At 61.6% G+C, this 25,946-nt stretch carries 18 protein-coding genes, 1 tRNA gene and 1 pseudogene; 15 read left to right on the plus strand and 5 right to left on the minus strand.

The window, feature by feature from the left end:
- Window position 1: 1 nt before the first annotated feature.
- Window positions 2–3,151, plus strand: coding sequence for a DUF3427 domain-containing protein (locus tag AN189_RS12500; protein ID WP_172794914.1), 3,150 nt, complete (start codon window positions 2–4; stop codon window positions 3,149–3,151).
- A 143-nt stretch (window positions 3,152–3,294) separates the two neighbouring features.
- Here AN189_RS12500 and AN189_RS12505 read toward each other — a convergent pair whose 3' ends face one another.
- Window positions 3,295–3,894, minus strand: coding sequence for an MFS transporter (locus tag AN189_RS12505; protein WP_056036378.1), 600 nt, complete (start codon window positions 3,892–3,894; stop codon window positions 3,295–3,297).
- A gap of 125 nt (window positions 3,895–4,019) precedes the next feature.
- Here AN189_RS12505 and AN189_RS18815 point away from each other — a divergent pair.
- Window positions 4,020–4,477, plus strand: a pseudogene (locus AN189_RS18815) (IS3 family transposase); the annotation flags it as partial.
- Window positions 4,478–4,485: 8 nt separating this feature from the next.
- On the opposite strand, the gene AN189_RS12510 reads toward AN189_RS18815, so the two are convergent.
- A complete protein-coding gene (locus AN189_RS12510) occupies window positions 4,486–5,358 on the minus strand; it encodes a LysR family transcriptional regulator (protein WP_056036380.1) in 873 nt (290 codons plus the stop codon).
- 112 nt (window positions 5,359–5,470) lie between these two features.
- Between AN189_RS12510 and AN189_RS12515 the strand changes: the two genes are divergently transcribed.
- From AN189_RS12515 to AN189_RS12570, 10 genes are all read left to right on the plus strand, one after another.
- Entirely contained in the window at window positions 5,471–5,842 is a 372-nt protein-coding gene (locus AN189_RS12515) for a DoxX family protein (RefSeq protein ID WP_056036382.1), read from the plus strand.
- A 12-nt stretch (window positions 5,843–5,854) separates the two neighbouring features.
- Window positions 5,855–6,424 carry an NADPH-dependent FMN reductase gene (locus tag AN189_RS12520; RefSeq protein WP_056036384.1) on the plus strand — a complete coding sequence of 190 codons (570 nt, stop codon included), beginning with the start codon at window positions 5,855–5,857 and terminating at the stop codon, window positions 6,422–6,424.
- Window positions 6,425–6,444: 20 nt separating this feature from the next.
- Entirely contained in the window at window positions 6,445–6,903 is a 459-nt protein-coding gene (locus AN189_RS12525; protein WP_056036387.1) for a hypothetical protein, read from the plus strand.
- A gap of 132 nt (window positions 6,904–7,035) precedes the next feature.
- Entirely contained in the window at window positions 7,036–8,574 is a 1,539-nt protein-coding gene (locus tag AN189_RS12530; protein ID WP_056036390.1) for a glutamate synthase-related protein, read from the plus strand.
- A 71-nt stretch (window positions 8,575–8,645) separates the two neighbouring features.
- Window positions 8,646–9,212 (plus strand): hemerythrin domain-containing protein, encoded by a 567-nt coding sequence (locus AN189_RS12535; protein WP_056036391.1) that lies wholly within the window; start codon window positions 8,646–8,648, stop codon window positions 9,210–9,212.
- Window positions 9,213–9,214: 2 nt separating this feature from the next.
- Complete coding sequence (locus AN189_RS12540) at window positions 9,215–10,240, plus strand: glutathione S-transferase C-terminal domain-containing protein (protein ID WP_056036394.1); 1,026 nt, start codon at window positions 9,215–9,217, stop codon at window positions 10,238–10,240.
- Between the two features lie 668 nt (window positions 10,241–10,908).
- Entirely contained in the window at window positions 10,909–15,825 is a 4,917-nt protein-coding gene (locus AN189_RS12550) for a RecQ family ATP-dependent DNA helicase (protein ID WP_216597747.1), read from the plus strand.
- Between the two features lie 439 nt (window positions 15,826–16,264).
- Window positions 16,265–16,570 (plus strand): hypothetical protein, encoded by a 306-nt coding sequence (locus AN189_RS12555; protein WP_056036400.1) that lies wholly within the window; start codon window positions 16,265–16,267, stop codon window positions 16,568–16,570.
- Window positions 16,571–17,399: 829 nt separating this feature from the next.
- The gene (locus AN189_RS12565; protein ID WP_056036404.1) at window positions 17,400–17,705 is read left to right on the plus strand and encodes a hypothetical protein; all 306 of its coding nucleotides are present in this window, start codon (window positions 17,400–17,402) and stop codon (window positions 17,703–17,705) included.
- 68 nt (window positions 17,706–17,773) lie between these two features.
- On the plus strand, window positions 17,774–17,959 hold the full coding sequence (locus AN189_RS12570; RefSeq protein ID WP_157057485.1) for a hypothetical protein: 186 nt from the start codon (window positions 17,774–17,776) through the stop codon (window positions 17,957–17,959).
- On the opposite strand, the gene AN189_RS12575 is transcribed toward AN189_RS12570, so the two are convergent.
- Window positions 17,960–20,038 carry a hypothetical protein gene (locus tag AN189_RS12575; RefSeq protein WP_157057486.1) on the minus strand — a complete coding sequence of 693 codons (2,079 nt, stop codon included), beginning with the start codon at window positions 20,036–20,038 and terminating at the stop codon, window positions 17,960–17,962.
- Between the two features lie 150 nt (window positions 20,039–20,188).
- Window positions 20,189–20,263, minus strand: a tRNA-Asn gene (locus tag AN189_RS12580).
- Between the two features lie 203 nt (window positions 20,264–20,466).
- Here AN189_RS12580 and AN189_RS12585 point away from each other — a divergent pair.
- The 3 genes from AN189_RS12585 to AN189_RS12595 all read left to right on the plus strand — a co-directional run bounded on the left by AN189_RS12585 (window position 20,467) and on the right by AN189_RS12595 (window position 25,287).
- Window positions 20,467–21,549, plus strand: coding sequence for a TRAP transporter substrate-binding protein (locus AN189_RS12585; protein ID WP_056036409.1), 1,083 nt, complete (start codon window positions 20,467–20,469; stop codon window positions 21,547–21,549).
- Between the two features lie 108 nt (window positions 21,550–21,657).
- Entirely contained in the window at window positions 21,658–22,620 is a 963-nt protein-coding gene (locus AN189_RS12590; RefSeq protein ID WP_056036411.1) for a TRAP transporter small permease subunit, read from the plus strand.
- 21 nt (window positions 22,621–22,641) lie between these two features.
- A complete protein-coding gene (locus AN189_RS12595) occupies window positions 22,642–25,287 on the plus strand; it encodes a TRAP transporter large permease subunit (protein WP_056036419.1) in 2,646 nt (881 codons plus the stop codon).
- A 57-nt stretch (window positions 25,288–25,344) separates the two neighbouring features.
- On the opposite strand, the gene AN189_RS12600 is transcribed toward AN189_RS12595, so the two are convergent.
- Window positions 25,345–25,884, minus strand: coding sequence for a CBS domain-containing protein (locus AN189_RS12600; RefSeq protein ID WP_056036421.1), 540 nt, complete (start codon window positions 25,882–25,884; stop codon window positions 25,345–25,347).
- Window positions 25,885–25,946: the final 62 nt, after the last annotated feature.

Here is a 25,946-nt window from a genome sequence, read left to right on the forward strand (position 1 = left end):
GGTGGCAAGCACTCCTGCCTGCACTGTTTGCGATGCCGCCGCCAGCGCCATCGTGGAATGTGACGCCGAGACCATCTTAATCCGCCACGGCGCGGGTCTCGCCCTCGCACCCCGTCGTCACTTGGCGCGCTGGCGGGACCTTTCCTCCGCAGAGCAAGCGGCCCTCGCCGCCAGGATTGGAGCGGCGCAAGCCCTCCTCGAGACCGAGGGCACGACCGCGCGGGTGACGCTTGTCGAGACTGGTGGCCATGTCCACCTGCGCCTCGATCCACCATTGGCGGCACCCGGCCTCTTGCCGGGCATGCCGCACGACCGGCCGCTGATCTCGGGCGGCGAAGATGCGCTCCATGCTCATTTGCGCCCCTTGATCGACCGGGCGCGTGCCGTTGATCTGTCGGTGTCCTTTCTGATGACCTCCGGCGTGCGTCTGGTCCTGCCGCATCTGCGCGACCTGCTGGATCGGGGAGGCGAGCTGCGGCTGTTGACTGGCGACTATCTGGGCGTGACGGAACCGGCGGCGCTACGACTGATTGCCGACCTTGAGGGCGCACGCAGACTGCATGTGTTTCAGGCTGCGCAGATCCCGTTTCACCCCAAGGCCTGGATGTTCACATTTGCGGGCGACGGCGGAGCGCTGATCGTCGGATCGTCGAACCTATCCCGGTCGGCGCTGACAGACGGCATCGAATGGAACCTACGTCATGTCGATCCGGTCGATCCTGCGCCGCTTCTGGCCGCCCGCGAGGCCTTCGAGGCGCTGCTCGCCCGGCCCGAGGTCACAGAGCTGACGCCCGCCTGGATCGACGCTTACGAGGCGCGTCGCATCGCACCCCTGCCCACGGCCAGCGGCGCACCGGTGGAAGCCCCGGAAACCGCTCCCACCCCGCATGAAGTTCAGGCGGAGGCGCTGGCGGCCCTGCGCGCGACCCGGGCGAAGGGTTATGGTGCCGGGCTTGTGGTTTTGGCCACGGGCCTTGGCAAGACATTCCTCGCGGCCTTCGACAGCGCGGATGCGGCCCGCGTCCTGTTCGTCGCGCATCGCGAGGAAATCCTGACCCAAGCCATGGCCGCCTTCCGCGCTGTCCGGCCTCGCGCCCGGCTTGGGCGCTACTCAGGTGAGGAAAAGGACGCCGAGGCTGACATCGTCTTCGCCTCTGTCCAGACTCTCGCGCGAAATGCGCATCTGACCCGGTTCGATCCGCGGGCGTTCGATTACATCGTCGTCGACGAATTTCACCATGCGGCCGCTGCCACCTATCGGCAGATCATCGACCATTTCCAGCCCGGTTTCCTGCTGGGCCTGACCGCCACGCCCGACCGCTGTGACGGTGGCGACCTGTTGGGCCTGTGCGAGGAAAACCTCGTCTACGAGTGTGATCTGTGGTCGGGCATCGACCGAGGACTTCTGGCACCTTTCCACTATTTCGGCGTGCCCGACCCGGTCGAGTACTCCCAGATACCTTGGCGCAGTGGCCGTTTCGACGAGGCAGCCCTAACCGAAGCCGTCGCGACGCAAGCCCGTGCCGAAAACGCACTTGAGCAACTTGCCAAGCGCGGCGGCAAGAAGGCCATCGGCTTCTGCGTCTCACGCCGCCATGCCGATTTCATGGCCGATTTCGCACAGGCCCGCGGCCTGCGGGCCGTGGCTGTCCATTCAGGTGATACGTCTGCCCCGCGTGCCAGCGCGCTGACTGCGCTGGAGGATGGCGACCTCGACATCGTCTTTGCCGTCGACATGTTCAACGAGGGCGTCGATGTCCCCTCCATCGACACGGTGCTGATGCTGCGTCCGACCGAGAGTCCGGTCATCTGGCTGCAGCAACTGGGCCGGGGCCTGCGACGGTCGGCGGAGAAATCGCATCTGGCGGTGATCGACTATATCGGGAACCACCGGACTTTCCTGACCAAGTTCCGGACCTTGCTGAAAGTAGGCGCGGGCGACGGTGCGCTGCGGCTGGCACTCGAGCGGCTGACCGACCATCTGATCCAGTTCCCGGCAGGATGCGAGGTTACCTATGACCTCCAGGCGCTAGACATCCTGCGATCCCTGATCCGCCAACCGCGCGATGGCGAGGAATTGGCCGCCTTCTACCGTGATTTCCGTGATCGTCACGGCTCCCGGCCGACAGCCTCCGAGGTGCAGCACGCCGGCTTCAACCCTGGCCGCACGGGCCATGCCGGCTGGCTCGGGTTCGTCGATGACATGGGCGACATGTCTTCGACGCGACGCGAGGCATGGACCGCGCATCGAGCGCTTCTGGATGAGATCGAGACAACCCGCATGACCCGCAGCTACAAGATGCTGGTTTTGCGGGCGATGATTGAAGCGGGCACCTTTCCAGGCCGCATCGCGCTGGCCGACCTGGTCGAGCGCGTCGGCCGACTTGCCCGCCGCAATCCTCAGATCAAGGCGGACCTGAGCGTCGATCCGGATGACGCGGCTCGGCTGCGGACACTTCTGATGCAACAGCCGCTGAAAATCCTGTCCGAAACGGACTGGTTCAGGTTGGGGCCTGGCACATTCGAGACGACGTTTGCCGTGACCGAGAACGCGGCACTCGAGGCGCTTGCCTCGGAGCTCGTGGACTGGCGGCTTCTGCGATACTTGCAGACACGGGAGCTCACCTACGCGATGCCTGAGGGTAGCAGCGTGGCGGAGGCCGCCGAAGATGCGGCACCTGCTCCGGTCGCCCCGGCGAAGGGGCTGACCCTGTGGAACGAATACCAGCGTGACCAGATCGCACCGCATTTCGGTGCCGTGTTCAACACCGGCGCGTGGAACGCAGGTATCGTGGTGCTCAAGGGCGTCCGGTCAATGATCCTTCTAGTGACGATGGACAAGGGCAGCATGTCGGTCGGTGGCCACTACGCCGACCGGTTCGCCAGCCCCACGCGCTTTGTCTGGCAAACTCAGACCAGCACCCGCCGCGACGACCTGCGCGGTCGCATCATCTCGGGCGCAGAACCTGGCTGGACAGTTCACCTATTCCTGCGCAAGTCCAAATTGCGGGAAGGCCGCGCTGCACCGTTCCGCTATGCTGGATTGGTGCAGTTTGCGGGCTGGGAGGGCAACTCACCGATAACGGTGCAATGGGATATCGCCGAGCCGGCCCCTGTTCATTTGCGTGAATTGTATGGTATTCGGATGTGAATGACTGCGGTGAACTTGGGCGGAAACCGGAAGTTCGCTGCGGATGCGAGCCCATGATGCTGCGTTACAGTAAAGCGGACATTCTGAAATCTTGACTGGCAACCTAAGTTCACACAGCCGGAAGGCTGCTTCAATGTGCAGGACTACTTCATTGCCCTCACCGCGATAATCCAAAGCATCACGCAGAACGCCAATATAGCAAGCGAGGACGAAACAGCTCGCAGGGAGAAGATCTCTGCGGTTGCGCCGACAAGAAGTGCTCCGACGGCGGGCATGCCACGGAAGGTCATCGTATAGAGCGAAAGTGCCCGCCCTCGAACTTGCAAGACGAGCTGCGTTTGTCGGGCGACCTGTGTCGCTATCCCGTTGATCAGGACAGCTCCCGAGAGCAGCGCCATGGCGATCAGCGCGACGAAAAACCCGCCGGACCCAAGGAAAATAAGCTCGGAAAGAATTGCCAGCATGCCAAAGATCATGGCAACGACCGCGAAGGACCATTTCCGAAGCAGCCAAGAAACTGCCAGAGCACCTATCATCGCGCCGAACCCTTGCGCCGACGTGAGGAGCGAAAACGCCTGGGCATGATCGAGGCCGTCCGTGGCTAAACCATCGACAAATCCTGGAAGCAATTCGAATACTGGACGTATCAAGGCAGCGATCATCGCGAATTGGGCAAATGCGAGTGCGAGAGGCCGGTCGAAAGCCCGCAGAACATCGTGCCACCGGAACAGTCCATCGAACATCCTATCAGCGTGAGGCTCTTGGACATCTGGACCTGTCGCGGTTTGATGCCGCTCCTTTGATAGCATTTTCTGCGCCGAAGGAGACTGACTATGTGACTAAAACGGACGGACGAGTTCCGTCATAAAAAGGCCACCAAGTTCTTCGCGGGCCTAAAGCAATGAGATTCAGGTTCATCGAAGAACACAGAGCCAGCTTTCCAGTCAATCGCCTATGCGATGTCGTGGGTGTCAGCACACGCGGGCTACGCGCATTCCGCAGCAGTCTTGCCAGCCGCTGACAGCGGTCTGACTTGGTCACGCTTGCTCACATCAAGGAACAGTCGCGTCTCAGTCCGGCAGCTATGGTAGGCCACGGATGACGGAAGAGTTGAAGGAGATCGGCTTGGACGTGGGGCATCGCCGTGTTGGCCGTTTGATGCGTCAGAGCGGCATATCAGTGATGCGAACCCGCAAACACAAGGTGACGACGGACAGCGATCACAAGTTCAACATTGTGCCGAACTTGCTGGATCGTGACTTCGCGGCGGATGCACCCGACCAGAAGTGGGCAGGCGAAATCAGCTATGTGTGGACGCGTGAAGGAATGTCTGGTCATTTGTGCCTATGGGAAGACCTGATGCATCCAAGCATTGCCTGCACTTTTTCTGTTCGGTGCAGATCAACATGCGTGACAAGCCATAGCGGCGCGGTCCAGTCCTTGTTTGCCGGCAGTACGGGGTGGAAACCGCCACGGGACTCTGCCTCGTGGTCCAGGATAAAGCCCATTCCGATGCCCGCGGACATTGCTGCGATGTTGACCTCGATGTTGCGGGACGACAGCGCAATCATGTCAGGACGCGTGTGGTCGTTTATCCACGACCGGAACGGCAGACGGCCGCCTTCGACACTTGAAACGACAAATTGATGGCCCTCCATATCACGCGGGTCTTCCGGCAGGCCAAACCGGCGAATATAGCTCTCGTGTGCATAAAGGTTGAAACCGAAGCGCCCGAAGAAACTCGCAACATAGTCCGGATGGTCCGGCTTCGCCCCTGCGCGGAGGGCGATGTGCGCCTCGCCGTATTCAAGCCGGGCAAGGTCTTCGCTCGTGTCGATATGGACGAGGCAGTTGGGGTTCTGCGCTCTGAAGCGCGCGATTGCGCCCATCAACAGCCCGGCAAAAGGCGCAAGGATCGTCAGCTTGATCTCACCTGAAATCTCGGTTTTGGCACCGTTTGCACGGCCTGCCAGGTCGTCGATCAATTCTTCTGTCTTTTGCGCGACGCGCAGCACGTCTTCGCCCAGCTCTGTCAGCGCGTAGCCCCGCGCGTGGCGGATAAAGAGTCGTCCGCCCAGCTCCGCCTCAAGCAAGTCTATGTGACGGTTGACCGTCGCGCGGTGAAAGCCAAGCGCGCCAGCGGCAGCACTTACGGTTCCCAACTTGGCGACCTGGTATGCCGTTCGTAGCTCAGCCCATTTGTCCATTGTTCATATGCCTATTTTGCGCGCATCAAGTGCAGGATTCCCGCGCGTTGATCTCCATAGTGTACATAGCATTTAAGACGCCAAGACAAACATTATTCCTTGGAGCCATCCCATGACCTACTTTTCACTCGGCCTTCGTATCCTGCTGACCCTTGCATTCGTTGGCGCAGGCGGCGCCAAGCTCGCCGGTGTCGAGATGATGGTCGCAACCTTCGATCAAATCGGCTTTGGTCAGGGGTTTCGCTATTTCACCGGCGCTGTCGAGCTTGCTGGCGCGGCACTGCTCTGGCTGCCCCGTCGTCAGGTCATCGGTGCCGCCGCTCTAGGGGGCACAATGGTCGGTGCGGTGCTGACGCATTGGTTCATACTTGGCCCGCCAGCAGTTCCCGCGATCGTTCTTGGCCTGCTCTGTGCGACGGTTCTTTACATCCACCGCGCTCAAATTCCAGAAGTTCTGGGTCGTACCAACACCTCTCCATCCTGATCGGAAAGCGTCATGTCTGAACAATTAAATATCGTCGTCTTTGCCGCCAGCAACAGCACGCAGTCGATCAACAAAAGACTTGCCTTGCATGCCGTCAGCATTCTTCAGGATGAGTTCAAGTCCCAGGTGAAAATTAAGGCCTTGGACCTGAATGATTACGAAATGCCTATCTACAGCCCCGAGCGCGAGGCGCAGGGCATCCCGCAGCTTGCACAGAATTTCTACGCTGAGCTGGGGGCGGCTGACGGGGTGATTATCTCGCTCGCCGAACACAATGGCGCTTATACGGCCTCGTTCAAGAACATCTTAGACTGGTGCAGCCGCATCAAGATGAAGATTTTTCAAAATCGCCCCGTGATGCTGTTGGCCACATCCATTGGCGGACATGGAGGCCAGAATTTGCTTGCCGTGGCGATGAGAGACTTCCCGAAATTGGGCGCGAACATCACTTCCCACTTCAGCTTTGGTCCCTTCAAAGAACATTTTGATCGGCAAGCTGACCAGCTAATAACGCCGGAACTTGCGCTTGAGCTGCGCGAGGCCATTGCCGCATTCCACGACGCCGTGCCTGCAAACGCTTAAACTCCGAAAAGGATAATCTCATGTCTCAGTCCACAACCTCACTCCTCCTCAAAATAGCTGCTGGTCTTTGGTCAGTTTGGGGCCTCGTCCACATGCTGGCGGGCGTCCTCACTATCTCGTTCGATACGCCGGATGCGGTTGCGGGCATTGCAGACGCGGTCGATCCCGCGCTGCTTGCCGGCCCCTATCACGAAGCGATCGGGGCCTTGATCAACCAGCACGGGTTCAATCTGCTTTGGGTCGGGACCTTCACCTTGGTGGGGGCTGTCTACATCTGGCGCAGCTCGATCACGGCGTTGTTCTTTACCGGTATCATCGGCGGGCTGGCTGATATCGGTTATTTTGTCTTCATGGATATGGGCGGCTTTGTGAATTTCGTTCCCGGAACTGTCATGACGCTTGTTTCCAGCGCTGCCATTATCCTGAGCCTTGTTGCCTATTTCGGGGGCCTGCGCGGGCGGGACATACCGGTGGCATAAGACCGACAGTCGCAATCTTCAGATCAGCAAGCTTTGGAAATGGGAAGATCAAACGCCCGCTCCATCCCGCCGTTTACCAAAGCGCGACCCACGTGGGAGCGGACCTTTCGCACATCATCAAGGAGGCCCATCATGACCCAAGCCGTGTCCATCATCGCCGGAACATCACCGATCAAGGTGACGCTCGAAAGAGGGAAAGACTATTTCTGGTGCCAATGCGGCAGGTCCAAAAGCCAGCCGTTCTGCGACGGCAGCCATTCAGGCACCGACATCGGCCCGTTGAAATTCACTGCTGACAAGGATGGCGATGCGGCCTTGTGCCAGTGCAAAGCCACCGCCAACGGCCCCTTTTGTGACGGCTCCCACACACGCCTCGGGGCGGCCGGGGTCGGAGATGCGGCACCGGCACCGCAATCGGATGTTCCGCAAGCCAGACCGACGCCCGAAGAACCCACTGTCGCGCGCATCCATGCCCTGGCGAAAGACGGTCTGTCAAAGCTGGGCCACCACGGCGAGATGAGCTCGATGGGTGTGCCGCGCAAAGACCTGCCGCATTGGGACGACATCCAGATATTGCCCGCACAGATGGCGCGCAAACCCTTGCTGGATCATGTGCCGGTGACAACGTCGGTCACCATCGGTCCGCGCGCGGCCAAGCCTTTGCAGCTCGATATTCCGCTGTTTGTGTCCGACATGAGCTTTGGCGCGCTATCGGAGGAGGCCAAGACGGCCCTTGCGCGGGGCGCGCAGATGGCAGGCACTGGCATTTGCTCGGGCGAGGGTGGGATGCTGCCCGAAGAACAGGCAGAGAATAGCCGTTATTTCTACGAACTGGCTTCGGCGAAGTTTGGCTGGTCGCTGGATCATGTTGCGCACGTGCAGGCGTTTCACTTCAAGGGCGGCCAAGGGGCCAAGACAGGCACTGGCGGTCATTTGCCCGGGGAAAAGGTGCAAGGCAAAATCGCCACGGTGCGCGGCCTGGAGCCGGGTCAGGCTGCGATTTCGCCCGCGACTTTCGCTGACCTGCATACGCCTGCCGATTTCCGGCGGTTGGCGGATCAGGTGCGCGAACGCTCTGGTGGCATTCCGATCGGCTTCAAACTGTCGGCCAACCATATCGAGGACGATATCGACTTTGCCCTCGAGGCCAGCGCCGATTACATCATCCTTGACGGGCGCGGCGGCGGCACGGGGGCGGCTCCGTTGATCTTCCGCGACCACATCTCGGTGCCGACGATCCCAGCATTGGCACGCGCGCGCAGGCACCTCGACGCCAGGACAGGGCGCGACGTCACGCTTGTGATTACCGGCGGTCTGCGAATGCCTGAGGATTTTGCCAAGGCCATGGCGCTTGGTGCGGATGCCATCGCGGTCAGCAATTCCGCCATGCAGGCCGTGGGCTGCATCGCCGCCCGCATGTGCAATTCCAACAACTGCCCCACGGGCGTCGCCACGCAAAAGCCGGAACTACGCAAGCGGCTGGATGTGCAAATCGGTGCCGAGCGTCTGGCGCGGTATTTCGGAGCGAGCGTTGAACTGATGCAGGTGCTTGCCCGCGCCTGCGGCCACGACAACCTGTCGGGCTTCACCCCGCGCGACGTCACCGCGTGGAAACGCGATGTCGCCGAGTTGAGCGGCATTCGCTTCGCAGGCGTCTCGCCAAGCGCATAGCGGCCATGGCCGCAGGAAGGCTGGTGGGGCGGCGAAACCGGCCCCATCTGTGCCCCGAAAGGAAGTGTGCCATGTTCGATACCTATCATATCCGCGAAAGCGCGATGCCCGCCGAGATGCAAACCCTGCTGGCGCGCGATCCCCGCGACAGCTGGGAAGCCCATCCCGGTTTCCGGGAAAAGACCATGCACTGGCTGGGTGCGCATCAGATGTTCCGCCGCGTGGCGGAACGCATCCGGCTGGATACCGAAGCTGTGCTGGCCAAGGACGTTTCGCTGGATGATTATGCCGGGCGTCTCTCATACTATGGCGGCAACCTAGTCGGGAACCTGCATGGCCATCATGGCTGGGAAGACCGCAGCTATTTCCCGGAACTTGCGGCGGCGGATCCGCGGTTCGCCGCCGGCCTGGACGTACTGGAACAGGATCACGCCGATCTGGACAGGGTACTGGATGAGTTTACCCGGCAAGCCAACCGTGTGATCAAGCTGTCAGCGCTCGATGAGGCGCAGGCCCGCGACGAGGCCGGTGTGGTGCATGACACCAGCCGGGTCATCGAGGCCTTTCTGAAACGTCACCTGACGGATGAAGAAGACCTCGCCGTGCCGATCATCCTGCACCACCGGCTGAGAGGATAGCCATGACCAAGGACATCTCGACACAAGAAGACCAGTCAAACGCCAGGGAACGCCGCGCGCGGGGCGAGTTCGTGCGCGGCGTCAGCGGCTTTCGCAATGCCATCGGCGATCCGGATTTTGCGCCAGAGTCAGGCCGGTATCACCTGTTCGTTGCGCTGAACTGCCCATGGTGTCACCGCGTGACCCTCGCGCGCAATGTGCTGGGCCTTCAGAATGGCATCACGATGGATGTGGCGTTCCCGAACCGGACGGGTGATGACGACCCCGAAGGTCCCAACCTGTGGCAGTTCGCGCCCGACAGGATTGCGACATTGACCGGGAATGCCTTGCCCGAATGCACACATGAGACGGGCACCGGAAAACGCCTGCGTTTGGCCAGGCAAATCTATCTGGCCGAAGGCTCGCAAGAGCAGTCCCTTCCCATTTTGTTTGACAAAGTCGCCGGTCGGATCGTCAACAACGAAAGTGCAGAGGTCATCCGCATGCTTGATGTCCATGCCGAAGCCTTGGGGAGCACGATCCCAAGCGCTGACCGGGTGTGGCTCTACCCCGATCATCCGACACGTCGGCAGGAGATCCAAACGCTGAATGAACTTGTCTACACGACAATCAATAACGGCGCCTACAAAGCCGGGTTTTCGTCCGATCAAGCGATTTATGCCGCCACTTTTGACGCATATTTCGAGACCCTTGCCGCGCTTGACGGCCGTTTGTCGGATGGTCGCCCGTTTCTGACCGGGGCGGAGTTCACCGAGACGGACCTGCGCCTGTTCCCGACACTCTATCGGCACGATCCCGTCTACTATGTTCGGATGAAACTTAACGGTGCGCGAATCCTTGACTACGCCCACTTGTGGCGCTGGCTCTGCCGTGTCCACGCATTGCCCGGCATCTCGACCGCAGGATCACTCATACACTGCCGCCAAGGCTATTTTGGACGCAGCTGGAATGGAGTAGTGCCCAAAGGCCCTTTCAAGCCAATGGAGTATCCCGAGGCCTATAATTACCCTCAGCTCGCTTTGGGTTAGTTGAGAGTTTCAGGGCAAAGCCGGAGCATCTTATGAAAAGCAGCCAATGGCGCAACTGCAGTAAATGGGCGCTTTGTCCACTTTGCCGTCACTCGCAATCTCAAAATGCTGCGCGATGCACGAGTGTCCGGTTCGGTGACGCCGCACCGCAGCGTCATTGACCTTGGTCAAGGTCCGCTCTGGGCCGTGAGCGGTCCTTGGATACCGAAAGGTTATTAAAGGGCGGTAGTCACAGCCAGGTTGAACGAAGTACCATTCCGCAACGAGTAACACGCAAGAGAAGGTAAAGATCTTACACGCGTCTAGTTTTTTGAAATACTGAAGTAACGTGACCTCACCAAGAAATTCGGCAAGGTGCATTAAGGAATGTGTGTTCTCAGGCCACATACTAACCCGGTCCTCAGCGCGAATTGTTTCGATCCTTGACGGGCGCGACTTGGATCGACTGATATGTGTTTTGAAAACCTTGTTGGTGATGTCTGTCACATTCTGCCGATCAGCACGCAGCGCTTCTGACGCATTGCCTTTCCGTGGATCTGGAGGTCGATCCCAAGACCGCGCGCGTCTTCGATCTGGCGGCGGTGTCGGGCAATGGGGGCCACGCGATCCGGGCCAAGCGGGGGCAGGTTGACGCAGCCCTTGACCAGATCGAAGCCGCCGCCGGGGACATGCGGCACCTGATCGGCCACAATATCCTGCGCCACGACCTGCCGCATCTGCTGGCGATCCGGCCACGGCTGGCGCGGCTGGCGGAGGCGCCGATCGATACGCTGTGGCTTAACCCATTGGCGTTTCCGCGCAACCCGTATCACCACCTCGTCAAACACTATCACGACGGGCGGTTGCTGTCGGGCCATGTGAACGATCCAGAGGCGGATGCCCGTCTGGTCTTCGACGTGCTGCGCAATCAGGTGGAAGCGTTCCGCGCCCTCGACGCCCGGTCGCCCCATGTGGTCGCCGCCTATCATTTCCTGACCGCCCGTGGGGCGCAGGGGGCAGGGTTCGACGCGGTGTTCGGCCATGTCCGGGGGGCAGCTGTACCTACGCCGTCAGAGGCACAGCACGCCATCGCACGGGTGCTGTCAGGCCACAGCTGCACCGAAGCCTTGGGTGCTGTGATGGAGAATGTCGGGTCGCCCATACAACGGTGGCCCTTGGCCTATGCGATGGCGTGGATCTCGGTCGCGGGCGGCGAGTCCGTCATGCCGCCTTGGGTGCGGTTGCAGTTTCCGGATGCCGCGCGCATGGTCAGACGCCTGCGCGATACCGCCTGCGACAATGCCGATTGCACCTGGTGCCGCGAGAAAGGCGATCCGGTCAAGGCATTGTCGCGCTGGTTCGGGTTTGAGAGCTATCGGCCGACCCCTGTGGATGACGCAGGCCGCCCCTTGCAGGAACGCATCGTCGATGAGGGGATGCAGGGCCAAAGCTTGCTGGGCATCCTGCCGACCGGCACGGGCAAGTCGGTCTGCTATCAGATCCCGGCGCTGGCCAAATACGACCGCACCGGCGCGCTGACAGTCGTGATCTCACCCCTCGTGGCCCTGATGGCCGATCAGGTGGCCGGGATGGAACGTTCCGGCATTTCCGCCGCCGTCACCGTCAACGGCCTGCTGTCCGTGCCTGAACGGCAGGATGCGCTGGAAAAGGTGCGGATGGGCGAGGCCGCGATGCTGCTGATCTCGCCCGAACAGCTGCGCAGCGTCGGTGTGCGCAGCGTGCTGAAGCAGCGTGAAATCGGACTCTGGGTGCTGGACGAGGCGCATTGCGTCTCGAAATGGGGTCACGATTTCCGGCCCGATTACCGCTACGTCTCGCGCTTCATCAAGGAGACGGCGGGCGACATGGACCCCGCGCCGGTCATCTGCCTGACCGCCACCGCCAAGCCGGAGGTAGTCAAGGATATCCGCGATCACTTCCAAGAGCGGCTGGGGACCGAGCTGATGCTGCTGGACGGCGGGGCGTCCCGCACCAACCTCAGCTTCGAGGTGCGCACGACTGGGCGCAGCACCAAGCTCAGCGATATCCTCGACGTTATCGAACAACGCCTGCCGACGGAAGGCGCATCAGGCGCGGTCGTCTATTGTGCCACCCGTGGCGCGACCGAAAAGGTGGCGGAGTTCCTGCAACAGCAGGGGCTAGCGGCGGAACGGTTTCATGCCGGACTGACCCCCGACGAAAAGAAGACGATCCAGGAACGCTTCCGCACCGGCGATCTGCGGGTGATCGCCGCCACCAACGCCTTCGGCATGGGTATCGACAAGCCGGACATCCGGCTGGTGGTGCATGGCGACATTCCCGGTTCGCTTGAGAACTACCTGCAAGAGGCAGGCCGCGCAGGACGTGACCGCGACCATGCCAGTTGCGTGCTGCTCTTCGCGCAGGACGATGTGGAACGGCAGTTTTCCCTGTCCGCGCGGTCCCGCCTTGCGCGGCACGAAATCGGTGCGATCCTGAAGGCCATCCGCCGGATGGACACGCGGTCGCGCAGCACCGGCACGGTGGTCGCCACCGCGGGAGAGATCGTGCGCCACGAACACGACCGCGAATTTCAGCGCGAAAGCGCCACCGACGACACGCGGGTCAAGACGGCGCTGTCATGGCTGGAGGAATCGAAACTCCTCTCGCGCGAGGAGAATCGGGTGCAGGTCTTCCCGTCGTCCCTGCGGATCCGCACGCTGGAGGAGGCGCAGGCGCGGCTGGAAGCGGCGCAGATCACCGGCGCGCGCCGCACGCAACTCAGCGACATCGTGCGCCACCTGATGAATGCGCCCAAGGACATCGGCATCTCGACCGACGAGCTGACGGGCGTCAGCGGCCTGACGGGCGGGCAGTTGACCAAGGCAATGGCCGATTTGGAAGTTCTGGGGATTGCCCGCAACGACACCGCCGTGACGGTCTTTGTCCATGCGGGCGTGCGCGACGATTCCCGCGGGCGTCTGGCACAGGCGACACGGCTGGAAACCGACCTTGTCGCCCTGATGCGCGAACAGGCACCAGAGGCAGAGGATGGCGTGAGTTTGCCGTTCAACCTGCAACAGGCCTGCCAGACCCTGCGCGACGGCGGACATGCGGACGTGCGCCCCGATGTAGTCGAAAAGCTGCTGCGCGGCATGGCGCATGATGGCAAGGACCTTGACGGCGGCAAAGGCAATATCCGGCTGCGCAAGGTCAACCGACAGACGCTGTTTGTGGCGTTGCAACGGTCGTGGTCGGTGCTGACCACGACCGCCGATCTGCGGCGGCAGGCGGGCGGGGCGCTGCTCGATCACCTGTTGGGCAAGCTCGAGAAGGGCGTCAAAGGGAAGGACCTTCAGGTCGAGACGACTCTCGGCGACATGCTGGCCAGCCTGACAGGGGATGCGCTTCTGCGGGGGCAGGTTCGTGACATGACGCGGATGATGGATCGTGCCGTGATGTGGCTGCACGAACAGGGCGTCGTCACGCTGGGCAAGGGGCTGACCGTGTTCCGCCCCGCGATGACCCTGCAACTGGCACCGGGCAAGGCGGGGTTTCTGGTCAAGGACTTCACCCCGCTGGAGGAACACTACGCCGAGCAGACCGTGCAGACGCATGTCATGGCGGCCTATGCGGAACGCGGCCTCGCCTCGATGGATGACGCGGCGCGGCTGTCGCAGGATTACTTCACGCTCGATCAGGACGCCTTCATGGGCCGCTGGATGAAAGGCCGCGCGACTGAGGTGAAGCGCCAGACCACGGCCAGGTCGTGGAAGGCGGTTGTCGACGTGCTGGACAACCCGGTGCAGCAGCGCATCGTCGCCGATGACCGTGACGCCACCAACGTGCTGGTGCTGGCGGGGCCTGGGTCCGGCAAGACCCGCGTGCTGGTCCATCGCATCGCCTACCTGATCCGCGTGCGCCGCGAAGATCCGCGCAGCATCCTCGTGCTCAGCTACAACCGCCACGCGGCGGTGGAAATCCGCGCGCGGCTGCGCCACCTGATCGGGGACGATGCCTTCGGCGTCACGGTATCGACTTGCCACGCGCTGGCCATGCGGCTGGTCGGGGCGAGTTTCGCAGGCGGTCAGGCCGAAACCCGCGACTTCGACGGCCTGGTGATGGAGGCCGTGCGCCAGCTGAACGGCGAGGGCCTTACCAAGTCGGAGGCGGAGGCACAGCGCGAGACCCTGATTGAAGGCTACCGCTGGATTCTGGTGGACGAATATCAGGACATCGGGCCAGAGGAATACGCCCTGATCGCGGCCGTCGCAGGCCGCACGATCGAGGACGAAGAGATGCGGCTCAGCCTGTTCGCCGTCGGTGACGACGACCAGAACATCTACGCCTTCGCCGGCGCCTCGATCCGCTACATCCGGCAGTTCGAACAGGACTACCGGGCCAAGCCCGAATATCTGGTGGAAAACTATCGCTCCACCGCCCACATCGTCGCCGCCTCGAACACCGTCATCGCCGGGGCGACCGATCGGATGAAGCGTGATCACGACATCACGGTCAATCGTGCGCGGCGGCACGACCCGCCGGGCGGGGCGATGGCCCAATGCGATCCGGTCGGGCAGGGGCGGGTGCAGCTGTTGCAGGCGGTGCAGGGCGACCCGGCACAAGCCGCCGTCGCGGTGGGAGAGTTGCAGCGCCTCGCAGCACTCGACACCGGCTGGACCTGGGCGCGCACCGCGATCATCGCGCGGAACTGGCGGCAGCTTGCCGCAGTGCGGTCCTACGCCGAGGCGCAGGGCATCCCCGTCGAGATGGCGAACGAAAGCCTGCCAAGCCTGTGGCGCCTGCGCGAGATGCAGACCTTCATCGCCCGGATCGGCGCCGACCGGACACGGCTTCTGGACGTGGGCGATCTGCTGGATATCGCGAACGGGCTGCCGCGCAACCGCTGGACCGATCTCATCGCGGTGGGTGTGGCGGCCCTCGCGCAAGAGGTCGGGGCAGGGGCGGTGTCCGTGCCGGACCTTGTGGAATGGTTCGGCGAATGGTCGCGCGATGCCCGCAGCGAACAGCAAGGCCTGATGCTGATGACCGCCCACCGCGCCAAGGGGCTGGAGTTCGACGACGTGGTGATCCTCGACGGCGGCTGGGACAGGCCATCGCAGGGCGAGGACCCGGACGCGCCGCGCCGTCTGTTCTACGTCGCGATGACCCGCGCCCGCCGTAGCCTGTCGGTCGTCACGCAAGGCGCGCACCCCTTCCTGCGGGCAGGCACCGACGGCATCCTGCAACGCCGCCCGCCCGCGCCCGACCTGTCTGACATGCCGCCGGATCGGACCTATCTGATGCCTGACTTGGCGCAGGTCTTCATCGACTGGGCCGGACGGTTAGCGGAGCACGACTCATCGGTGTCCGCGATCAACGCCGCACAGGTCGGCGACGCCGTCACGCTGACCGACGACGGCGGCCGCTGGTCCGTGCGGGACGCGCAAGGGCGAAAGCTGGGTGCCATGAAGGGTGGCTGGGCCTTGCCCGCGGGACGCCGGATCGTGTCGGCGGAAGTCGGCGCGATCGTGGTCCGTCATGCCTATGAAAGCGGCGAGGACCATCGCCCGAAACTTCGCAGGACCAGTTGGGAGATTGTCTTGCCGGAGATCATTCTCGAGTAAATACTGGCGGTCGTTTTTATGATGTTCCCCGTGTGATTCGAGAAAGCTTGTCTCGGGATTGAAACGGACAAGAGGATTGAGGTGTATCGAAATCCGGGTGGTCCGTTAATCGGATTGGGCACTTGGTGGTCCGAAGGTGCAAGCGCTAGCCGCGATGAAGTCCTCGACCTCTGTTATCGTTAAACCGTCGCGGTCTGTAAGGCTGATCTTGAGAACCTAAGGCGTGACGTCATTTTCCCATTCTCCCGTGAAATTGTTTTTCATCAGATCGCCTCCGTGAACGAAAATCGCTGCCGTCTGGATTTCGCTGATAGGAGGCGGCTGCGGTAAGGCATTGTATTTATTCAAGATGCTCCTCGATACCTGACAGCGCGAAATCTCCGCCCTCGGTCAATGCCACCCGCCTTGGTAAGCTGGGTTATTGAAAAGAGGATCGGTCATGCCCGCGAAAACCATCTCCTACACGATCCGCCAGGCACCGGAGGTCGCTTCTCAGATCGATGACATGGCGAAAAAGAACGGGTTTGCCACGCGTGCGAAATTCATGACGCATGCGGCTCTGACCTACGGCTGCGGTGGGGATGAAGCCATCGTCGCCGAACTCTCCTGGATCAGCTACGCGCTGCACCAACTCGACCGCGCGGCCGCGGGGCGTCTGCATCTTCTCAAGCCGCGCGCCATCGACGACATCGGCCGTCGCGCCAGGGCCGCGCTGAACGCCATCATCGACCGGAACGCCGGATGAGGCGCTACACGACATTCCCGTCCCAAGCTTTCCCGATCTTGTCCTACCTGTCGAAGGATGGTCAGATGATGGCGGGTTCGATGCCGGTCCGGTCATGGCGGCAGGCGTGCGACCTGTTCCAGACGTTCGAGGCCCCGCAGGCCGGTGGCCTTGTTCATTTGACGCTTTCGATGCCCGTCGGTTGGACCCTGGCCGACGACGTCTGGCTCGCCGTCGCGCGCAGGGTTCTGACCGCTAGTGGGCTGCCGTCCGAAATGGTGCCTTGGGTGATGTGGGGCAGGGAAGCCACGCGATGCGACCACATCCACCTCGTTGCCGCCCGGCAGACCTATACCGGACGCCATCTCGAGATCGCGACTTCAGTTCGAGAAACTGATCGCATCGAGCGCGACGTGTGCCAGTTCCTTGGACTACCGGAACCCGTGTGGCGTCCTGATCCGGAGATGGTTCTGGCGCCTCCGATCACAGTGCGGGGCGCGGCGGAAATCCGGACAGGCGGCATGGTTCGCGGGCGACCTGAACGCGGTCATGTTCAAGGCCCGACCTGCCAGCCTTTCTGCGCTCAACGACGTCCTTCGGGCACGAGGCTCCCCTTGGTCGCTGACCTTGTCCGAAGATTGTCCGGGTCTGTTGATCCCGCGCAACGCCCTGACGGGCAAGACCATCAACCCGAAGCTCGCGGGCAGCGCATACTCGTCGGTGCTGATTTTGAATCTTCTTGCACTGGCCGCGCGCATTCGAGCGGTGGCGCTGACGGTATTCCTGCGCCGTGTCGCCGAGGCGATCCGCAACCTCCCTGGACTGACGCACACCTTGAAAGGACCCTCGCATGACAGACCTGAATACGGGCCACGACCGCACGCACGCGATGCTCGACAAGACGCGCGAGGACGTGCGGCGGTTGCACCCGCTGCTGCAGCTCCTCGACCCGGATCAGGCGGACATCACGACGGAATTCGCGGTCAGGTTGATCGGGCTGCTGGTCGAAGTCGAAGAGCGGCTGACGGAACAGACCGCAGCGTTCATGGCACAAACGGCGGAAATGTCCGGCCTGCGGTCGCAGCTGGACGACCTTCAGGCAGACATGGCCTTCCTGATGGGGAGCGGCGATCCCGTGGAGGATGGGTCACGCTGATCTATCGGCTGGCCAGCCGCGCCGGGCTGCGCCTGCGGCACCGGTTTGTCGCGCAAGGTTCGGCGATAATGCTCATGGGGACAAGCGGAGAACGCGCGATCCTCGACATCACGGAGAAGATCATCATCACCGGTAGCGACATCCCGCTTGGCCCATGGCGCGGCTTCCTTGATCGCCTTGTCCGAGATGCCGGCTGCACGATTGACCTGATCCCGGATGCCGTCACGCAGAACGACGACCCGACGCTCGTGTGATCAGAACAGCCGCGGGAGCTTGTTGATGGCCGCCACCTTCAGGTGGATCGGGGCTTCGCCACGGTAGACGGAGGTGTTCGTATCTTCATTTTCGGATTTCACATGTCCAACTAGATCGAAGCGTACGGCTCCAAGAACATCGGACGAAAACAGGAAAAAATCGTTCACGTAATGACGCATGGAATGCATGCACAGGTTTCTGGGATTGCCATCCAAGGCGGCTTCCAGCGATGTGCGCCACATGTAGTCGATGGACGCGCCGAATTTGTCGACCATCAAGGCGGGGTCGGTAGCCGCTGCCCTGCGAGATTTCTTTCGGGGGACTGGGACAACATCCGGGAACATCAGTTTTTCTCCGCGATCCGCCATCTCGGAAACGTGTCTGCATAGTTCAAGTTCGATGAGGTGCGGATGAAGCGGCACGATGCGGGTCTTTTGGAATCGCGCGTCAGTTTCCCCCGGTTCCTCACCCTTGATGGAACGGTACTCGTTTGCCTGAATCACGATGCAGGGATGACCGTCGATATCCTTGAGGTCACTGATCTTGAGGCCTGCGATTTCTGCCCGGCGTGCTCCGGTGTAGGCCAAGATGAGAGGGATCCAATAGCGCGAATCCCGGACAATTACCGATCCCGGCTCATGTCGACTCCCTTCGCTCTGGGCACCTTGCCACAGGTGATGCGCAAAGACCGTTTTCAGCTCCTCCGCAGTGAACACGGGTCTCTGCTTGTGCTTCGCGCTCTTTCCCTTGGCTTTCGGTTTGATTTTCTTGGTGTTCAGGGCGGGGTCCAGATCGTGGCCTTCCGATGCCGCCCGCTCCAGCAGAAGCTCGACCGACTTGATGTGGCGCTGGCGTGTGGAGACGTGGGGCCCCTTTTCGGAGTCGGGCAAGAAACGTGCCTGCTCCATGACCTCTTCGATTGTCCTCGAACCGTCCTGCGGAGACCTCATGAAATGGATCGGGAAGGTCGCAAGGGCATCCCGGAATCCCGACAGATGATGCTGACGGATGTCATCGACCCGCTGAACACCGGTGATCAGGCAGAACAGACGGAGGCTTGCGGCGCGCTGCGCGATCGTTTCCTTGCTCAATCCGTCTGTCGTTGCCATCCGCCAAAAGACACCGGCGATGTCCGGACCATCGATGACCTTTTCGTGGTGCCGTGCCACCGCTTCGGCTTGGGCCTGCTGTGCGCGCAGCGCGTCGATCGTCAACGGTTCGCGGATTTTGTCGACGCCGGGCGTGAAACACACCTTGCGCTCGTCGGCAGTGATCTGGGTCGCGCGGGCAGGCTCGATCGCTTGCGTCGGAACCTGCTTCGGCAGGACCGCGACCTTCGATGGGGCTGGAGCTGCGGGAGGCGGAGTCACGGTTTCTGTCAGAACTTCACGCACCGCGACAGGAGACAATGTTTCGCCGCGGCTGATGAACGTCTTTGCAAGATCGGCATAGACCTGCGCGCGCAGGTCCCGACAATCCTGTTCGGCGTCCAGTGCCGCGAGCCTTGCGTGAAGATGGGCCTCGATGATCTGATATTCGTGTTCGCGAGACGCAGCCTTGACGCCGGTGGCAATTTCGAAATCGCGGATCAGGCGCCGGCGCTGATCCTGATCGCGCAATGCCCGTACATCGTTCGCGTAAAGCGTCACGGCACCCTGCACTTCGTCCGCGGTCCACGACGGATTGATCCGCGCGGGTTCGAGCGCGGGCGCGATGCCGTCTTCGACCAATGCCCGCAGGACCGCACGCTGCACGCGATGGGTTGCGTGGGGCGCGTTCTTCCGCCCGGACATCCGTTCCATCCGCAACTCGCGGCGCAGTTCGTCGATGATCACCTGCATCCGCGTCTGGATGTAGGATGCGATCAGCTCTTCCGGCAGCGGGTCGATCAGGAAGGAGAAGGCGTTCAGCATGGCGTCGAACTCTGTCGTCAGTGTTCTGGACCAGGTATGCGCCGCGTTTTCATCTGTCGTCCCCAAGGCGACCTGCACCGAGCGGATAGATGTGGATAACCCCGGGATCCGGCGCCTGAAGTGGTAGTGGCGCCCCTTGCGGAAAAGGTATCTGGATTGGTGCATCTTGCCCTCCTGACGAGGGCACCCGGACCTGACCTGTGCAACCGAAGTGTCTGCCGTGTGCAACCTGTGTGCAACATCGGCGGAGATGTCGGTCAAAACCATCGGAGTTAAACTCCGAAGTCGAGCCTTTTCAGCACCTTGAGGAAGAATTGGCTCCGACGGTAGGGATCGAACCTACGACCAATTGATTAACAGTCAACTGCTCTACCGCTGAGCTACGTCGGAAAACCTGCGGGCTCTATAGCGGTGTGGTTTTGGGGCGTAAAGCGGAAATCTGCAGTTTGAGGCGAAGTTTTTGTCGCCCCTGCGACAAACAGGTCTGTGGCGTGAGTTGCCTAAAATTCATGCTGGACCGGTTGCGGACTGTCCTTATAGTCGGGCGAGGCGAAGGTCTGGAGGATGGGCCCGCCCAACAGGAGGAATTCTATATGAAACGCAGACAATTTCTGACGTCCGCTGCCATTGGTGGCGCGGCGACTGCGCTGGCCACACCGGCACTGGCGCAATCGGCGACCGAAATGAACATCGTGTCCACATGGCCGCGTGACTTTCCTGGTCTGGGCACGAGCGCGCAGCGCCTGGCTGCACGGATCGAGGCGCTGACCGAGGGTCGGATCGCCGTGAACTACTTTGCGGCAGGCGAGCGCGTCGGTGCGTTCGACAGCTTTGACGAAGTCGCGTCCGGCAACTCTCAGGCCTATATCGGTGCCGACTACTACTGGAAGGGCAAGCACGCCGGCTGGTCGCCGTTCACCGCGATCCCGATGGGTCTGACCTATACCGAAATCGACGCCTGGATGAAATTCGGCGGCGGTCAGGAGTTGTACGAAAAGCTGGGCGACGAATTCGGCGTCATCGGCTTTCCGGCAGGCAACACCGGCGTGCAGATGGGCGGCTGGTTCAACAAAGAAATCGAATCCGCCGATGACCTGCGCGGCCTGAAAATGCGTATCCCCGGTCTGGGTGGTGACGTCATCGCCAAGCTGGGCGGCTCGCCTGTGTCCGTCCCGGGCGGCCAGATCTACGAAAACCTTGTCTCGGGTGCGATTGATGCGACCGAATGGGTCGGTCCTTGGAACGACTTCTTCCTCAAGCTTTATGAAGCGGCACAGTACTACTACTGGCCCGGCTTCCACGAGCCCGGATCGCAGCTTTGCCTGGGGATGAACAAGTCCTGGTGGTCCGGTCTGTCGTCCATCGACCAGGAAATCATCAAGGTCGCCTGTGCCGAGGAAAACGCCGTGTCCATGGCAGAAGCCAATGCAAACAACGGTGTCTACCTCAACCGTCTGATCAACGAATACGGCGTGGAACTGCGTGAATTCAACGATGACGTCTACGAGGCCTTTGGTTCGGCCTCTGCCGAGGTGATCGAGGAGGCCCGCGATCACAGCCCGCTGGCCGCCGAAATTTTCGACAGCCACCTGAACGCGCGCGCGTCGGTTGGTGCATGGTCGAACCTTTCGGACGCACCCTATGTCACGAAGCGTAACCGTATTCTGGACATCTAAATCGTCCCATCGGGACTGACCCCGCCCGGTCTGGGGTGGGACAGATCAGGGCAGATATCATGTCTGCCCTGATCGGATATCAGACACAAATTTTCAGGAGACACTGGAATGGAAAAAGAGTCAGCGTCGCGTGCATTGGTTGCGCGCGGGTTCGGATGGTTGGTGCTGGCCGTGACGGCCGGATACATGGTCAACGTTGTTCTGAACTTCTGGTTCGATTTTCCGGGTGTCACCGCCGGGCTGGAAAACCCGCTGTCCCTGGTGCAGGTCGCCGTGTTTGCAGTGCTGGCGGCTGTCGCCGTTTTGTACGTGCTTCGCAGCCCTGACGTCAGTCTGCGGGCGGATGCGGCGCGGATCAGTGATTTCAACCGGTTTCTGGTGCGGGCCGCGTTCTGGGTGGTGCTGCTGGTCGGGATCGGGGATTCGATCCTGTCGTTCCTGCGCGTGCAGGGCTTTCTGGAGGGGATCGTCGGCGATGACCTTGCCGGCAGCCTTGCGCGGGCCGATTTCCGCGGCGTTTACCTGCATGTGCCGCTGATTATTCTGGGTATCGTCATTGGTGCCGTGACCCGGGGACTTGGGTTTACCTGGCTGACCCTGATGGTTGTGATTGCCGAACTGGCCATCGTGTTCAGCCGCTTTGTGTTTTCCTACGAACAGGCGTTTCTGTCCGACCTTGTGCGGTTCTGGTACGGGGCGCTGTTCCTGTTTGCCTCGGCCTATACCCTGCTCGAGGATGGTCACGTGCGCGTCGACCTGTTCTACGCCTCGATGCGGCGCGAGACAAAGGGCCGCGTCAATTCTGTCGGGGCCGTCATCATGGGGATGACACTGTGCTGGACGATCCTGATCGTTGGCTTTGGCACGGCGAGCAGCGTGATCGTCGGTCCGATCCTTGTCTTTGAGGTGACGCAGGCGGGCTTTGGCCTCTACGTCAAATATTTCATGGCGGGTTTCCTCGCTGTCTTTGCGATCACTATGATGGTGCAGTTCGTGGCGCAATTTATGGATTCCATCGCTGACAAACGCGGTGAGCCGGGCGGGCGCGACGCGCACGCCGGCACGATGTAATCGCATCCAAGGGATACTGATATGGAACTTTTCTTCCTTTTGATGCTGGTCGTCATCATGGCTGGGGCGCTTGGGTCGGGCTATCCGGTGGCGTTTGCGCTGCCCGGTGCTGCCATCCTGACGATCGGTGCGGCTGCCGCGACGGGCTATGTCTTTGCCGGTGATACGTCGGCGTATTTCTCGAACTCCGGGCCGTCACAATGGCTGTCGGCGGGGGTGACGAACCTGCGCGGGGTCTATTGGGAACCCGAACGGGATACGCTGATCGCCATTCCGCTGTTCATTTTCATGGGGATCATGTTGCAGCGGTCCAAGATCGCCGAGGATCTGCTGGTCACCATGGCGCAGCTGTTCGGTCCGGTGCCGGGTGGTCTGGGTATTTCGGTTGTCGTGGTGGGTGCGCTGCTGGCCGCAACCACGGGTATCGTGGGGGCGACGGTGGTCGCGATGGGGATGATTTCCCTGCCCGCGATGATGCGCAACGGATATTCCAATGCGCTGTCCACGGGCACGATTGCCGCCTCTGGGACCTTGGGCCAGATCATTCCGCCATCCATCGTGCTGATCATTCTGGCCGACCAGTTGGCCAGTGCCGTCGATCAGGCGGGGCAGGCGCGTCAGGCCCTGTACCGGTCGTCAACCGGCGAGCTGTCCATGCCGACGGAATTCGCGGTCAGTTCCACATCCGCCGGTGACATGTTCCTGGGGGCCATGATCCCCGGCCTGCTGCTGGTCCTGCTCTATATCGTGTTCATCCTCGTGGTGGCGATCGTGCGGCCCAAACTGGCACCTGCCGTTCCATACGAGGGCAAATACGACACGGCGTTCCTGGGTAACGTGCTGCTGGCGATGATCCCGCCGCTGGCGCTGATCCTGCTGGTGCTGGGGTCGATCATCGCGGGTATCGCCACGGTCAACCAGGCCGGGGCCATCGGTGCGGTGGGGGCCATGATCATGGCCGGATACCGCCTGCATCCCGAAGGGCGCGGTCAGAGGTTCACGCCAGCCATCATCGCCATCGTCGGTCTGGGCGTCGTGACCTACGCCCTGTCCAATTACGACACCAACGTGCTGAACATGCAGACCGCAGAGGACCGCACCGGCGTCACCATCGCGGCCGTCGGTGTGGCGCTGCTGACGATCTCGATCATCTGGTCGGGCATCCGTGCATTCTTTAACGAAGACGCGCTGCGCGGTGTCATGGTCGAAACAGCCAAGACGACATCGCTGGTGTTCATCATCCTGCTGGGTGCGGCCATGCTGACCGCGGCCTTCCGCGCCTTTGGCGGCGAAGAACTGGTCAAACACTTCCTCGAAGGTCTGCCGGGTGGTTTCTGGACGAAATTCATCATCGTCATGGTGGTGATCTTTGTGCTGGGCTTCTTCCTCGACTTTATCGAAATCGCGGTGGTCGTGGTGCCGATCGTGGCTCCGATCCTGTTGGCCGATCCAGAGGCGAATATCACGGCCGTCTGGCTGGGTGTGATGATCGGTCTGAACATTCAGACGTCGTTCCTGACACCGCCGTTCGGATTTGCACTGTTCTACCTGCGCGGTGTCGCGCCCGCGGCGGTCAAGACCATCCAGATCTACAAGGGGGTCGTGGCCTTTATCGGATTGCAGCTTGCGGCATTGGTCATCGTGGCGTTCAACCCGCCGCTGGTGAACTATCTGCCTGCCCGGACCTCGCTCATATCCGAAAACGCGCCGCCTCCGGTGAACCCGGCATTGCAGTATTGCATCGAGGAATTCGTGGCCGAACAATTCGCGGCGAATTCAGCGACGATTTCTTCGGCGATCCAGCAGGCGCGTGCGTTGGACGTGTCCTATCTGCCAGAGGATCTGGTTGACGACTGGACCGATGGTCTGGACAAGGCCGAACAGGCGATGCCGATGATGCAACGCATCGTGGATGCGACCGCAGCACAATACGCTGCCGCCGAGGACTACCGCGAGCCGCATACCTTTGTGCGGGCACTTGAACGCGACGCCCGCATGCTGGAGCCCGAGATTGAGGAGCTGCGTTTGCGGGCCTCGCGTGGGTTCGGCGACCCAGAGGCGCAACTGGCCCGCGCCGACATGCTGCAGGCAGAGCGCGACGCGCTCTTGGCACAGATCCCGGCAACCTGGCCCGAAACCCAAGAAGCCTATGCTGTGCTGAACCGGGAAAACCAGACGGCGCGCAACATGTACCGCCGGAATGTCGATCAGGCCTACGAACCTGTGCCGGAACTGCGCGGCATCATCGCCTCTGCTGACGCGCTGGCGGCACTGGGTCCGCAGATCGACGCGCTTGCCGCTGATGCGCTGACGATGGACGCGGAAACGGCCGATGTCCGGTTCCGCGAAGTCGAGAGCGCGCTGGGCGATGTCGCGGGTGCCCGCGATATCCGGGGCCTCTTGTCGGATGCCCGCAACGAGATCGACGACAGGTCGCCAGATCCCGAGCGTGGTCTGGAATACGTGGTCGAGGCCCAGGAACTGTTCGCGGCAGAAGTCGCATGGCGGACCCGTGCTGCGACCGAACTCTTGCCCGGTCTGATTGCCTATGACGAGGCGATCCAGGGAACCATCGGTCTGCGTCAGCAGTCACGTTTGCCCCGCGAGACGGCATTGTATGTCGCGGGTTGTTCCGCGCGGCACCGGGATATCTCGCTCAACTTCTGATGGACAAAGGGCCGGGGGAAACCCCGGCCCTTTGGCTTTGGACGAACCCGGCGGGTGTCAGAGCATGCTGACGACGATCACCATGATGATCGAGTACAGCGCGATACCACCGCCGATCAGGTAGTAGGGGAAATTGCGCGTCACGTTCGCCGTGGCCATCGTGCGCGCCTGATAGATCAGTTCGGGCCAGCTGTAGGACACAAAGTCGCCTTGGGTAAAGACCACCTTGATGCGGCCTTCGGCGTCGACGACGGGCAGGCGGCGGAACCGTTCGTTCGACATCTGGCGCATCCAGTCGGTCACGTCGTCGGTTTCCACGGCCAGCCGCGGATTGGCGGTCATGATGTCCGACAGCTTGGTCGTCTTGGCGTCCATGCCCTTGCCAACCAGTTTGTTCATCACGTCGCGTTCCGTCACGACGCCGATTACCTTGTCGTCGGCATCGACCACCATCACAGAGCCATAATTCTTGTCCGACATTGCGGCCACGGCATCGAAAACCGTGGTTTCGGGGCTGCGCGTCAGTGGCTTTGGCTTGGACTTGTATTCAGGCCGATCCATCAAGCGGCTGCCGGGTCTTTGTGTTGACTGTGCCATTGCGCGATCCTCTGTTTGTTACTGTGTCATTTGACCTAATGCAGGTTGACCACAGGGCAAGT

The sequence above is a fragment of the Loktanella sp. 3ANDIMAR09 genome (assembly GCF_001420005.1).
In the GTDB taxonomy this organism is placed as follows: domain Bacteria; phylum Pseudomonadota; class Alphaproteobacteria; order Rhodobacterales; family Rhodobacteraceae; genus Loktanella.